General features: G+C 31.0%; 14 protein-coding genes and 1 riboswitch. Of the genes, 11 read left to right on the top strand and 3 right to left on the bottom strand.

Translation table 11 applies throughout. From position 1 onward, the window contains the following. Window positions 1-7: 7 nt before the first annotated feature. Window positions 8-694 carry a DUF421 domain-containing protein gene (locus tag I6U48_RS04415; RefSeq protein WP_218319195.1) on the bottom strand — a complete coding sequence of 229 codons (687 nt, stop codon included), beginning with the start codon at window positions 692-694 and terminating at the stop codon, window positions 8-10. A 147-nt stretch (window positions 695-841) separates the two neighbouring features. Here I6U48_RS04415 and I6U48_RS04410 point away from each other — a divergent pair, with 147 nt between their 5' ends. From I6U48_RS04410 to I6U48_RS04385, 6 genes are all read left to right on the top strand, one after another. Continuing rightward, window positions 842-2,497 carry a nucleoside kinase gene (locus tag I6U48_RS04410; RefSeq protein WP_218319194.1) on the top strand — a complete coding sequence of 552 codons (1,656 nt, stop codon included), beginning with the start codon at window positions 842-844 and terminating at the stop codon, window positions 2,495-2,497. Window positions 2,498-2,897: 400 nt separating this feature from the next. After that, entirely contained in the window at window positions 2,898-3,581 is a 684-nt protein-coding gene (sdaAB, locus tag I6U48_RS04405; RefSeq protein WP_218319193.1) for an L-serine ammonia-lyase, iron-sulfur-dependent subunit beta, read from the top strand. A 3-nt stretch (window positions 3,582-3,584) separates the two neighbouring features. Next, window positions 3,585-4,457: an L-serine ammonia-lyase, iron-sulfur-dependent, subunit alpha gene (gene sdaAA, locus I6U48_RS04400; protein WP_218319192.1), complete on the top strand. Its 873-nt coding sequence runs from the start codon at window positions 3,585-3,587 to the stop codon at window positions 4,455-4,457. A gap of 170 nt (window positions 4,458-4,627) precedes the next feature. After that, window positions 4,628-5,167 carry a rubrerythrin gene (rbr, locus tag I6U48_RS04395; protein WP_218319191.1) on the top strand — a complete coding sequence of 180 codons (540 nt, stop codon included), beginning with the start codon at window positions 4,628-4,630 and terminating at the stop codon, window positions 5,165-5,167. A 14-nt stretch (window positions 5,168-5,181) separates the two neighbouring features. Continuing rightward, window positions 5,182-5,358, top strand: a complete 177-nt coding sequence (locus tag I6U48_RS04390) for a hypothetical protein (protein WP_218319190.1) — start codon at window positions 5,182-5,184, stop codon at window positions 5,356-5,358. Between the two features lie 91 nt (window positions 5,359-5,449). Then, the gene (locus tag I6U48_RS04385) at window positions 5,450-5,797 is read left to right on the top strand and encodes a hypothetical protein (RefSeq protein WP_218319189.1); all 348 of its coding nucleotides are present in this window, start codon (window positions 5,450-5,452) and stop codon (window positions 5,795-5,797) included. 34 nt (window positions 5,798-5,831) lie between these two features. On the opposite strand, the gene pssA is transcribed toward I6U48_RS04385, so the two are convergent. After that, window positions 5,832-6,353 (bottom strand): CDP-diacylglycerol--serine O-phosphatidyltransferase, encoded by a 522-nt coding sequence (gene pssA, locus I6U48_RS04380; RefSeq protein ID WP_218319188.1) that lies wholly within the window; start codon window positions 6,351-6,353, stop codon window positions 5,832-5,834. Between the two features lie 196 nt (window positions 6,354-6,549). Between pssA and I6U48_RS04375 the strand changes: the two genes are divergently transcribed. The 4 genes from I6U48_RS04375 (at window position 6,550) to I6U48_RS04360 (ending at window position 9,494) form a co-directional block, all read left to right on the top strand. Beyond that, complete coding sequence (locus tag I6U48_RS04375; RefSeq protein ID WP_218319187.1) at window positions 6,550-7,212, top strand: TVP38/TMEM64 family protein; 663 nt, start codon at window positions 6,550-6,552, stop codon at window positions 7,210-7,212. A gap of 69 nt (window positions 7,213-7,281) precedes the next feature. Then, window positions 7,282-7,710: a CBS domain-containing protein gene (locus I6U48_RS04370; RefSeq protein WP_218319186.1), complete on the top strand. Its 429-nt coding sequence runs from the start codon at window positions 7,282-7,284 to the stop codon at window positions 7,708-7,710. A gap of 133 nt (window positions 7,711-7,843) precedes the next feature. Continuing rightward, entirely contained in the window at window positions 7,844-8,734 is an 891-nt protein-coding gene (locus I6U48_RS04365; protein WP_218319185.1) for a YegS/Rv2252/BmrU family lipid kinase, read from the top strand. Between the two features lie 97 nt (window positions 8,735-8,831). Continuing rightward, complete coding sequence (locus tag I6U48_RS04360; RefSeq protein WP_218319184.1) at window positions 8,832-9,494, top strand: hypothetical protein; 663 nt, start codon at window positions 8,832-8,834, stop codon at window positions 9,492-9,494. Between the two features lie 66 nt (window positions 9,495-9,560). Here I6U48_RS04360 and I6U48_RS04355 read toward each other — a convergent pair whose 3' ends face one another. Beyond that, window positions 9,561-11,435 (bottom strand): YgiQ family radical SAM protein, encoded by a 1,875-nt coding sequence (locus I6U48_RS04355; protein WP_218319223.1) that lies wholly within the window; start codon window positions 11,433-11,435, stop codon window positions 9,561-9,563. Window positions 11,436-11,966: 531 nt separating this feature from the next. After that, window positions 11,967-12,133, top strand: a riboswitch (M-box (ykoK) riboswitch). A 235-nt stretch (window positions 12,134-12,368) separates the two neighbouring features. Between I6U48_RS04355 and I6U48_RS04350 the strand changes: the two genes are divergently transcribed. Further along, window positions 12,369-13,631: a magnesium transporter gene (locus tag I6U48_RS04350; RefSeq protein WP_218319183.1), complete on the top strand. Its 1,263-nt coding sequence runs from the start codon at window positions 12,369-12,371 to the stop codon at window positions 13,629-13,631. The last annotated feature ends 2 nt before the right edge of the window (window positions 13,632-13,633 follow it).

The raw sequence follows: 13,633 nt of genomic DNA, 5'->3' as shown, positions 1-13,633 counted from the left end.
ACTCCATCTACTTATTATCTTTATTCTCATAACATTGATAATAGAACTTACCTTTAGAATCCATAAGTGCTAAAAATACATTTTTTATAGAAGAAATCTTATTTTGTTTTAATTGAGTATTAATCCAAGTTTCATCTTTATTTATTATTTTTAAATTTTCTTTATTTATTCTTCCATTTAAAATTAATGTTACAGGAAGCGAATCTTGCTTAGCCTTAATATTTAAATCAGATTTTGTAACATTTGAAAGCTTAGTTTTTGGTATAACAGAGAGTTGTCCGCTGGTCTCTAATAGTGCATATTCGATGTCTTCGATATCATAGTAGCCCTGCAACCTTAATTCTTCCATCAAATCATTTATATTAAATTTCTCGTTTTTCAATTCATTAATATCTATTTTACCAGACTTAATTAAGATGCTTGGTTTGCCACTCAAGATAGATCTCATTTTTTCACTTTTTAGTTGTATTAATGCCAATATGGTTTGCAATACTAAAAGAGTTACGATAGGAATAATGCCATGAATCAAAGGAATCCTTGTATCTTGCATAGGGAGTGATGCAAGTTCTGAGATCATTATCGCTATTGCTAATTCAAAAGGTTCTAATTGTCCTATTTGTTTTTTCCCCATTAAGCGCATTGAAACAATTACTATTAAGTATAAAATGATCGTTCTAATTAATACAGTAAACATATGGCTACACCTCACAAAATAATTAATAATACAATCTTCTTTAATATATTTTTACATTAATAAAAAAAAATATAAGTAAAAATCTGAACATTTTGATAAAAATGACGTATAATAATAGTACACAAAAATCGAGGGGGAGTGTTCGCAGTGGGGATACTAAAACTTAAAATAAATAACAAAGAAATATATGTAGAAAAAGGAACCATTTTATATCAAATAATTAAAGATAATAACCTTGAAGAAAATATCCCGATAGTTCTTGCAAACGTTAACGGGACCTATCATGAACTTGCAAGTGAATTACAGGAGGAAGGAGTTTTTACTGCCGTTGATATAACAAATAACTTAGGAAGTAGAACTTATGTAAGAACTTTGCAATTTGTACTTATAAAAGCGGTTTTTGATATTTTTCCAGAGGCTAAGGTAACTATAGAACATTCTTTGGGAAAAGGTTTGTTTGGAGAAATTCATAAAAACATTCCACTGGATGAAAAAGATATAGAGAGAATTAAAACTAGAATGAAAGAACTAATAGATAAAGATATTCCTATAAAAAAAGTATGTATGAATAGAGAAGAGGCAATAAAGATTTTTGCAAAATATAATATGGATGATAAAGTAAGATTGTTAAGGCATGTAACCAGTAATATTGTTAGATTATATGAGTTAGACGGCAGATATGATTATTTTTATGGGTCTATGGCTTATTCAACAGGAGCATTAAAAATCTTTGATCTTTTCTATAGGGATCCAGGTTTTGTGCTTAAGTATCCTTTAGAATCTGATCCGTTTAATATACCTGAATTTGTAGAACATAAAAAACTTGGAAAAATATTTTTTGAAACAGAGCAGTGGGGCAATATTCTAGGTGTAGGTGATGTTGGATCGCTAAATGATAAAGTAGAAAATGGCGAAATTATAGATATAATAAGAGTTGCAGAAGCATTGCATGAAAAGAAAATAGCATATATAGCAGATATGATTAGTGAAAGAAAAGACACAAAGATAGTGTTAATAGCGGGACCATCATCTTCAGGAAAAACTACTTTTGCAAGAAGGCTTGGAATTCAGTTAAGAGTAAATGGGCTAGTGCCAATACCTATTTCTTTAGATGATTACTTTGTAGATAGAGACCATACTCCAAAAGATGAAAATGGAGAATATGACTTTGAATCTATATATGCTTTAGATTTAGAGCTATTTAATAAAAATCTGGAATCTATGCTAAAAGGGGAAGCGGTTGAAACTCCAACTTTTAATTTTAAAACTGGCAGCAGAGAGTGGAATGGACAAAAAATTAATATACCTGCAAATGGAATACTAATAGTTGAGGGAATTCATGGACTGAATGAAATGCTTACGGCGTCCATTCCGATGGAAAATAAATTTAAAATATATATAAGTGCACTCACACAATTGAATGTAGATAACCATAATAGAATAGCTACAACTGATGTTAGAATAATAAGAAGGATAGTTAGGGATTATCTTTCAAGAGGATATGGTGGTGAAGATACTTTGAAAATGTGGCCTTCTATAAAGCGAGGAGAAGAGAAAAACATATTTACTTTTCAAGAAAATGCAGATATAATGTTTAACTCTACTTTAGTGTATGAACTATGTGTATTAAAAAAATATGCACTTAAAGAATTAGAGAAAATAAGCGAAAAGAGTCCGGTGTATTATGAAGCATTAAGGCTTAAGAGTTTCTTACATTTTTTTAAAGATGTAGATATGAGTCTTGTACCAGATAATTCAATATTAAGAGAATTTATAGGAGGAAGTTGTTTCTATAAATACTAATAAAGCTAGAAAGAGTAAATTCAAAAAAGCGGATAACGATGTAGCTTAATATATAATACAAAAAAGATTTCTATTTGTGTACAAATGGAAATCTTTTTTGCTGTGTACTAATAATAAATGTCCGTGTTAATATTACAATATTACTTATATGTAAGTGAAAAACCCTGTATTTATAATAATATAAAAATACAAAAATAAGCATAATTTAATTCAATATAAAATATTTTGCAGGATTACAAGAAATTATATGGACTAGTAGTTCTAAATTTCAACAAAAAACCTTCAAAAAAAAGTGCAATTTACTTAATTATATTGTATAATTAAATCGATATCATAAGTTTTTAATAGAATAAATGAAAAGTTGTGTCAACATAGAAAATGAAAGGTTGGTGGAGCAATAATGAGAGAATATAGCGCATTTGACATTCTTGGACCTATAATGATAGGGCCATCAAGTTCACATACAGCAGGAGCAGCAAGATTAGGCAAAATTGCAAGAACTATAGCAGGAGATGGAATTAAAAAAGTGCAATTTTTCCTTCACGGATCTTTTGCTACAACTTACAAAGGGCATGGTACTGATAAGGCTTTAGTGGCAGGAATATTGGGAATGAATCCATGGGATGAAAACTTAAAAAATTCAATGGATCTAGCAAAAAATAAAAATATTGAAGTAGAGTTTATTCCAACTGACCTAGGAGATGTACATCCGAATACTGTTAAAACAGTTATGACTAAAGAGGATGGAAAGACCGTTGAAGTAGTGGGTTCTTCAATAGGTGGAGGAAACATAATTGTTACAGAAGTAGATGGTAATCAAGTAGAATTTACTGGAGCATATCCTACTATATTGATAAACCATATTGATGTACCAGGAATGGTTGCAAAAGTAAGTGCTGTACTGTATGAATATAATGTGAATATAGCATTTATGAGAGTTTATAGAACAAGTGGTAAAGGGGGAGCGGCAGCTATGGTGTTTGAAGTTGATGATTTTATTTCTCAAGATATAATAGATGCAATAAGCAAAATACCTAACCTACACAAAGCTAGAGCTATAAACCCAGTAAGAGAGGAGGCATAATAAATGGTTAATCATGGATACGAACTTTTAGAAGTGTGCAAAGAAAGAAATATAGCTATATGGGAATATACATTAGAAGAAGAAGCCAAAGCAACAGGACTTACTAAAGAACAAGTTTTTGAAAAAATGAGAAAAAATTTACAGGTAATGCAGGCAGCAGCAGAACGTGGACTAAACAATAAAATATCATCAGTAAGTGGATTAATAGGTGGAGATGCATATAGATTGAATGAATATGCAAAAACAGGAAAAACATTAACAGGAACTTTCATGGTTATGGCCATGGCAAGAGCCCTTTCCTCATCAGAAGTAAATGCTGCTATGGGTAAAATAGTAGCAGCTCCTACAGCAGGTTCATGTGGAATAATGCCTGCAGTAATAATAAGTGCTGGAGAAAGATTGAATTCAACAGAAGATGATATGGTTAAAGGATTATTTACAGCTACTGGCGTCGGAATAATAATAGCTAAAAATGCGACTATGGCTGGTGCTGAAGGTGGTTGTCAGGCTGAATGTGGTTCAGCAGCAGCTATGGCGTCCGCTGGTGTAGTAGAAATGATGGGAGGAGCACCAGACCAAGCTTTAAATGCGGCCGCTATAGTATTTAAAAATATATTAGGATTAGTGTGTGACCCTATAGCAGGTCTTGTTGAAGTTCCTTGTGCAAAAAGAAATGCAGCTGGTGCAGTTAGTGCATTAACTACAGCAGATATGGTTATGGCTGGTGTTGTAAGTAAGATACCTTTTGATGATACTGTTGATGCAATGTATAAAATAGGAAAGCAACTTCCATCTGAGCTTAGAGAAACAGCTCTTGGTGGATTAGCAGTTACTGAAACAGGACTAAAGCTACAAAAACAAGTATTTGGGAAATAGTTTAACAGGGTTGGTTGTATAGAATGCAGCCAGCCCTGTTTTTTTAGAGGACAATTGTCATCTGTTCTATAAAATAATGCTTTTCATTTTTATTAATAGATATCTATGTAACAAATTATTCTTTATGTGAATAAACTAATTGAAGGATAATAAATTTCGGAGGTTTATTAATGGAATTAAAAGAAAGTAAAACTATAAAAAATCTTCTTAGAACCTTTGCAGGGGAATCAAGAGCCAGAAATAAATATGACTTTTATGCAGAAAAGGCTAGGAGGGAGGGATATGAATATATAGCAAGTGTATTTGAAGAAACTGGAGGCAATGAAAAAGCTCATGCGAGAGAAGTTTTTAATAGATATTTAGGAATGGTAAAGAGTACTGAGGAAAATTTAAAGGATGCAGCAAGTGGTGAAGCTTTAGAGAGTACAAAACTTTATAAGCAATTTGAGAGTATTGCAAGAGAGGAAGGATTTACACAGATTGCGGATTTTTACAAAGAGCTTTCAGAGGTTGAAGAAGAACATATGAAAAGGTTTATGTCTATACTTAAAAATTTAGAAGAGGGAAAGATTTTTGAAAGAGATGAAAAAGTAAAATGGCAGTGTATGAATTGTGGATATATTCACATAGGAGAAGAGGCGCCTAATGTATGTCCTTTATGTAAATACCCAAAAGCTTACTTTAAAATTAAATGTGAAGATTATAAATAGGAGGGAGCAAATATATGTTTGTAGTATACTCAAATCGTCAAATGCTCCCTATAATCAAAGAAGTGGAGTATAGTAGTAGAGGAACTGAATCAGAAATTGGCATAAGGCTGACTAAAGTGAAAAACGATTATTATGATAAAATCCTAGAGGAAATAGATGAAGAATATATAAAAGAGTATACGTCAGGCTAATAATAGTTACACTAGCTTATTACTATGTGGCATGAATTTATAAGAATAATAATATAAATAAATATGTATCAAGATTAATAAGGTGATAAACATGCGGCATAGAAAGATAGTGGAAGAATATTATTCTGATATAAATAACTTGGCGGACTTATTAAGTAAGCTTGTAAACTCTTATAGGCTTCTTATAGGTGGAGTAGGGGAACTGAATGGAATAGCATTGGCTCATAAAAAAAGTGTGAAGGATGCCTTAGAAAGGGCAAATGACCTAGGGCATGTAATAGATGATATAATAGATGTTTTAGACAAATCCAAGTATATATATTTAGATTATTGTAAGTTAAGATCACAAGTTATAGAGTGTAAGATTCAAGCGCAATATATACAAACAGAAATAGATGAGGAGTTAAAGCTAGATAATAATGAAAAAGATCATGACTAACATAAAAAAAATAGGTGTGAGGCACACCTATTTTTTAAAATTTCTTAAATCTGTGTTTACAAACCATAAGGTAAGCTAAAGCGAGCATAATTATTGCAGTAACACCTTGAGGTACAAGATAATTCATAGTAACAAAACAATATAATGCCATAAACATACCTGCAAAAGTTATAGGAATACCATAAAATTCTCCATCAAATTCAGTAACATTAAATCTAGCTAATCTATAAGCCCCTGAGATAGGGAATAGTATAGCCAATAAATATCCTGCAATACCTAAACTTGCAAATGAATAAATATTAAATGCAAGTATAGCTGGTGCTACCCCAAAGGAAACCAAATCTGCAAGAGAATCAAGTTCTTTTCCTAATTCACTAGATACGTTTAACATTCTAGCTACCCTTCCATCGTATCTGTCAGCTAGACATGCAAGTAAAATAAAAATAGCCGCCCACTTATAGTTTTCTTGAAAAGTCATCATTAAAGACATCACGCCGCATCCTAAGTTAGCAAATGTAAAAACATTAGGTACAGCACTTCTAGCTATTTTAGCCATTGTAATCACTCCTAGTAATAATTATTGTAACATAGCATTAAAAATAGAAAAGTATATAATAGTATAAGCATATTATAACTCATTTTAATAAAATGTTTAAGTGGTTATTATTCTTTTTTTATGGAAAAATTATAAATTTTTTGTTAAAATATACTTGATTATCTTCGATGAAAATTTATAGAAAGTTGAGAGACACATGAAAAAAGATAAAACAAAACTATTAAAAATTCTAGTTGCAGTGATCGTTGGAGCAATGTTTTTGTATTTTATGGTTAAGCATGGAAAAAGGTTCGCTCATCTGAGGCCAAGACAGGTTAAAAGATTTATTTTGAGTTATGGTAATTTTTCTTCAATAATGTATGTAATTCTTTATTCGCTAAAGCCTGTAGTATTAGTTATACCAGTTTCACTTCTATCTATTGTCGCAGGAAATGTTTTTGGACCTTATAAGGCATTAGGATTAAGCATGATCGGGTGTTTTACATCAGCGACTTTAGGGTTTTTTCTAGCTAGATTCTTAGGTAGGTCTTTTGTTGATAAATTATTAAAGGGTAAAGCTATGACGTTAGACGAAAGTATTGAGAAACATGGTTTTAAGATTATGTCTATAATGAGGCTATCTTTTATTTTCCCCTATGATCCTTTAAGTTATGCCGCTGGTCTCACTAAAATGAGATATAAGGACTTTATTTTAGGAAGTTTACTTGGAGTGTTCCCAGAGATGATTTCATATTCGTTTATGGGAAAAAATTTGGAACATCCATTTTCAATTGAATTTGCTATGCCTATTATATTAATAATAGTTGTAGCAGGAGGTGCTCTTTGTACATATAAATTATCCAAAAATGTAAAAAAATAAAAGGAAAGAACTTTCTTACTTAAGGGAATAATACTCCTGAACTCAAAATAAAAGGAGGATTATTCAATTATGAAAGTAAGCGAGATAATGACAAGATCAATAGTTAGTGTGAATTCCGACGATTCTGTAGAAAGAGCTGCTGAAGTTATGAAAGAGCATAATATAGGAGCAGTTCCAGTATGTGATGGAAATAAAATTATAGGTATAATTACAGATAGAGATATAGCATTGAGATCTGTAGCTGCTGGAGAAAATTCTAAAAATCAAATTGTAAGAGATGTAATGTCATCAAATCCTGTTACAGGAAGGCCAGAGATGAATGTTCTAGATGCATCTAGAATTATGAGTGAAAGACAAATAAGAAGACTTCCTGTAGTGGATAACGATAACCTAGTAGGCATTGTATCCCTAGGAGATATAGCTGTTAGACCTGCTCTGGAAGAAGAAGCAGAGAGTGCGTTAAGTAGTATATCAGAACCAAGTACACCTGAGGTTTAAAATTAAATAAACTGTAAATAAATCCACAAGAATGTCTATAAATCTTGTGGATTTATTATATAAGGTGTTATAATATAATAGTCAAATTTACATATGGAGGTAAATTTTATTTTAATTAGGAGAGAGTTGTATTATGGATAAGGTAAGATTTATTTATAATCCGTATTCTGGAGAAAATACTATAATAACGGATATTGATAAAATTATTATGGTACATCAGAAATATGGATACGAAGTGGTACCTTATAGAGTCAGTTTTGAATTTGATATGAGTAAGGCTTTTGAAGGTTTAGATGAAACCTACAAGTATATATTAGTTGCAGGTGGTGATGGCACTGTAGATACTGCTGTAAACTATATGAAGACATTGGAAATAGATTTACCTATAGCAATACTCCCGACAGGCACAGCTAATGATTTTGCTAAATTTATAGGTATTCCAGAAGATATAGAGTCTGCCTGTGAGCAAATATTGAATAGTAAACCTAAAAAGTTAGACATAGGCAAAATAAATGATAAATATTTTATAAATGTAGCTAGTACAGGACTTTTTACAGATGTATCCCAAAAAACAGATGTGAATTTAAAGAATACAATGGGGAAGCTTGCTTATTATGTAAAAGGAATTGAACAACTTCCCAATTTTAGAAAACTAAAAATAAAGGTAAAGTCTGAAAATTCTTATTTTGATGGGAATATGTACCTAATGATGGTATTCAATGGTCAAACTGCTGGAAATCTTAATTTTGCATATAAGGCAGAAGCTGACGATGGACTTTTAGATATAATAATAATTAAGGCTGGTCCAATAAAAGATATGATAGCATTATTTATAAAGATGCTAAGAGGAGATCACCTAGAAGATGCGGCAGGACTTATATATTTTAAAACTGACAGATTAGAAGTAGAGTGCCATGAAGATATAGTTACTGATATTGATGGCGAAAGGGGCCCGGATTTTCCACTGGTTATAGAATGTATTAAAGAAGGAATAGAGGTTCTAGGAGCGAATATCAAAAAATAAGATGCCGAAAAGTGCATCTTTTTTTGTTTGTAAAGTAGTAATATTAGGTGGATTTTTATAATAAATATAAGTAGTATCAATACAAGGTGAGGGGAATATGTTAAACTTCTATGGACACATTCTTATAATATTTATTGTGCTTATTCTTATGTTTGAAGCGTTATACATAAACAAGTTTTCACCTACTAAGATAAGAGTTGCTGTTTCTATTGTTGTATTAATGATTATAATGAGATATGTTTCACTATTAATTTTATCTTTGACTTATAATATAAAATATCTTTATTTGCTTAAGCCGTTCTTCTTCTTAAATTTTATAGCTGTTCCGCTATTGGCGCTAATTGTACTTTATATATTTATAAGAAAAGACAATATAAACTTTTCTTATATATTCGGTGTAATAGCTGTATTAATAGTTTTATATGTAGGCATGATACACAAGTATGTAATATTAGTACAAGTAAATGATGTATATGGATATACCATGTATTTTGCAAAGAATATGTATTTATACTGGGTATTTATAATTTTAAATACAGTTATATTATTTTTAGACATGGCATTTATAAAAGATAAAAATGTAAATAAGTTAGGAATGATTCTTGTAGTAACAGCATCTTTGGTAACTATATCAGAGTATGTACTATGGGTTATTGGAATGAAAATTCTTCCGGAAAATATTGCAGGGGACATGCTTTGGGCAGTGAGTATGGTATATGCGCTAAATAGAATGAAAAAGAAAAAATTGAAGAGTGATTAGGTGGCAAAGCCTAGTCACTCTTTAAGCATATGAAATAAAACAGCAAATTAAAGAGTTCTTATATTACTATTTATGTTTTTTTAAAATTTGTTTGTTTTTCAATTTAGGTTTTAAGTCTTTACCTTGAGTAGAACCTCTTTTATATACTGTAGGAGAAATTAAACACTTTTCCCCTTTACCAATTAAGTCTTCCCGATTAGCTTTAGTTAACGCCTCTTTCACAAGTTTGTGATTTTCGGGATTCATAAATTGAAGTAAGGCTCTCTGCATATTCTTTTCTTTTTGTTCTTTAGGAACATAAATTTTTTCATTAGTCAATGGATTTATGCCTGTATAGTACATAGTTGTCGATAAACTCCCAGGTGTAGGATAAAAATCTTGGACTTGTTCAGGAGCATATCCCATAGATTTAATATATTGAGCAAGTTCTATTGCAGCATCTAAATCACTACCAGGATGACTAGACATAAGATAAGGAACGAGAAATTGATTCTTTTTAATTTTTTTGTTTATTTCAAAATACTTTTTTGTAAATTTATCATAAACCTCTTTTTTAGGTTTTCCCATTTGTTTAAGAACCTTATCACTTATATGCTCAGGAGCAACCTTAAGTTGACCACTTATGTGATGCTTACAAAGCTCTTCAAAAAAATCCGTATTTTTGTCATAGGTAAGGTAATCATATCTTATTCCGGAACGGATAAATACCTTTTTAATTCCTGGTAGTTCTCTTATTTGTTTAAGTAAGCTTAGGTATTCTTTATGATCTACTATAAGATTTTTACAAGGTTTTGGTGACAGACATTGTCTAGTTTTGCAAACACCGGCAGTTTCCTGAAGCTTACAGGATTTATGTCTGAAATTTGCAGTAGGACCTCCTACATCGTGTATATATCCTTTGAAATCATCTAGTGTCGTTAGAAGCTTAGCCTCATCTATTATAGAATTTTGACTTCTATTTTGAATTGTCCTTCCTTGATGAAAATTAAGTGCACAGAAAGAGCAGCCTCCAAAACACCCTCTATGACTTGTAATAGAAAATTTAACTTCCTTAATAGCAGGAATACCACCTTTAGCTTCGTATATAGGATGATATGTTCTTGTATAAGGCAGATTATAGACAATGTCCATTTCATCTGTGGTTAACGAAAACTGAGGTGGATTTTGTACTATATATTTGTCACCATGTTTTTGAACTATAGTTTTACCGTTTATAGCATCTTGCTCAAAATATTCAAGCTTATAACTTTCAGCATAGGCTATTTTATTATTAGATACTTCTTCGAAGGATGGTACTTCAACGAAATCTCTTAACTTATATAACTCTTTGGAAGAATATACTGTTCCGCGGACATCAGTGATCTTATGAATGTTCATACCATATTTTAAGAGATTGGCTATTTGAACTACTGTTTTTTCTCCCATGCCATATATTAAAAGATCCGCTTTAGAGTCTACAAGTATGCTTCTTCTTACTTTGTTATCCCAGTAATCGTAGTGGGAAAATCTTCTTAAACTAGCCTCAATGCCACCTATTATAATTGGTATATCTTTATAAGCTTCTCTGGCTTTATTAGAGTATACAATAACGGCTCTATCAGGTCTGTGGCCAGATTTACCACCAGGTGAATATAAATCATCATGCCTTCTTTTTTTTGCTGCAGTATAATGGTTAACCATAGAATCAATATTTCCAGAGTTTATTAAAAATCCTAGTTTAGGCCTTCCAAGTTTTTGGAAATCGTCTAAGTTGTTCCAATCAGGCTGAGGTATTATACCGACAGAGAATCCTTCATTTTCAAGTACTCTAGATATTATAGCTGTACCAAAGGATGGATGATCTATATAAGCATCCCCTGTAATTATAATAAAGTCTAGGGCATCTAATTTTCTAGATTTTAGATCATTTTTGTTTATAGGTAAAAATTTATTGTTAACTATCATTTATATTCTCCGTTCTTTAAAAATTTTGTATCCAAAATTTTTAGAGGACAATTGACAGAGGACAGAGGACAATGAAGGTGAGCTTTCTTCCTTACGTCAGAAAACTAATTTGTTTTTTTAGGATTGTTTTGCTAATTCGAAACATCGCTCAAATTTAATATAAATTTGAAAATTTTTCGTAGTGCAGCGGAGAAAAATCCTCCTTCACTGTCCTCTGTCAATTATCAATTGGTCTCTGATAAAATCATTAATATATTAACACAAGGATAGGAAAATATGAATAAATAATTTTTATACTTTACTTAGAATATGGAAATCGGTTTAGATATAATTGTAAAAAATTAGAATAAAATGTTTGCATAAAAAATAAGAGAAAGGCTAAGAATTTGCAATAGTAGCAGTAAAATTGAAAAATATAAAATTAAAATAGGATAACAAGGAAATATAAATAAATTTTATATTTATAGGTTGCATTTTAAGGAATTTGTACTATAATAAATAATGAAAGAAAGTTAATATAAAAAATAAATTTACTTATGTTAGGTGAGGCTCCTATATAGATATACGCTACTGCCCGGAAACATCGAGAGATGCCAATGGGTCAACAGGTACTACCGAATCAAGGTTTTACTTAATGTAGCTGAACAATATTGTTCAAAGCTATATAGTGCTAAAACTCGGACTATAAAGTTTTAGTTTGCAATGGAGCCTATTTTTAAGGCTCTTATTTTATTTTTATTAGGTGGTGTTTTTAAATGGAGGCTGGCCCTCATAGTGGTCGATTTAGGTTAAAACAAAAATTTAATATGGATATACAAAGGAACATTTACATTAACCGATAAAGAAAATTACTTCTAAGGACCCAAGGCATTTCTATAATTCCTTATCAGTTTTGTAAATATTCCTCTGTATGTAGAAGGAGGAATATTTATGAAAAGACTATCTAGTTTCTTCTTAAGTAAGGTTCTTTACAAAAAGATTTATGATGAATTTAATGAACCTGTAGGCAAACTTTGTGATATTTATGTAACCACAGAAGGTGGATTCCCAAGAGCTATAGGTTATAAGCTGAAAAAAGATGGTGAAATTCTTAATTGCGAATTTAAGCATATATCTTTTTATGAGAATGATGACAAAATACGCATTAAAGGAGAAGGCGTAAGAGAAATCATTTTGCAAAAATATTCGTATCTTTTATCAAAACATTTATTAGACAGACAAATTGTCGATATAAATGGGAAAAAATTGGTAAGAGTTAATGATTTAAGAATTGCGGAAATAGCAGGAGAGTTTAGAGTAGTTGCAGTAGATTCAGGTGTTCTTGCACTTGGCAGAAGACTTGGAGTTGAAAGTTTGGTTAAAAGTTGCTATAGGATTTTTGATAAAAAACCATCTGATAGTTTAATAGTATGGGATAATGTAGAATCACTAGAAATGGTAAATGATAATTTAAAATTAGCAGTGACATATAAAAAACTTTCTAAGCTACATCCAGCCGATTTGGCAGATATCTTAGAGGATATGGATATAAATTATAGAAATAGAGTATTTGAAAGTCTTGAAAAAGATCTTGCTGCAGATACTTTAGAAGAAATTGAACCAGATATTCAGGCTGATATATTGGAAAGCTTAAGTCAAGATAGAAGAGATGAGTTACTTGATAACATTCCAAATGATGAGATTGCGGACATCTTAGATGAAGTTGATGAAGAGACCGCAGAGCATATTCTTTTAAGCATGGAAAAAGAAGATGCGGATGAAGTAAGAACTTTGATGGAGTATAGTGAAGAAACAGTTGGAAGCATGATGAATAAAGATTTTATATCTTTTAATATAAATATAACTGTTGAAGAGACTATAGAACTACTTAGAGAACTTAATCCAGATGACGAAGTTTCTCATTATATATATATTGTTGATGAACAAGAAAGACTTCAAGGAGTAGTCTCACTTAAAAGTTTAATATTATCAAAGCCAGAAAAGACATTAAAAGAAATAATGCTTGATGATATAGTAAAAATAGAGGATTATGAGAATATAGATGAGGCTATAGAACTTTGTGTTAAATACGACCTTCTTTCCCTACCTGTAATAGATACCTATCAAAAACTATGCGGGGTAGTAATCATGAGTGACATAGTTGAAGATATACTAATTCCAACCTGGAGAAAAAGATTTAAAAAGGTAGGATAGAG

Source organism: Clostridium thailandense, from assembly GCF_019207025.1.
In the GTDB taxonomy this organism is placed as follows: domain Bacteria; phylum Bacillota; class Clostridia; order Clostridiales; family Clostridiaceae; genus Clostridium_AM; species Clostridium_AM thailandense.
Note: the sequence above shows the minus strand (reverse complement) of the source record. Positions and strands in the feature narration are given on the sequence as shown.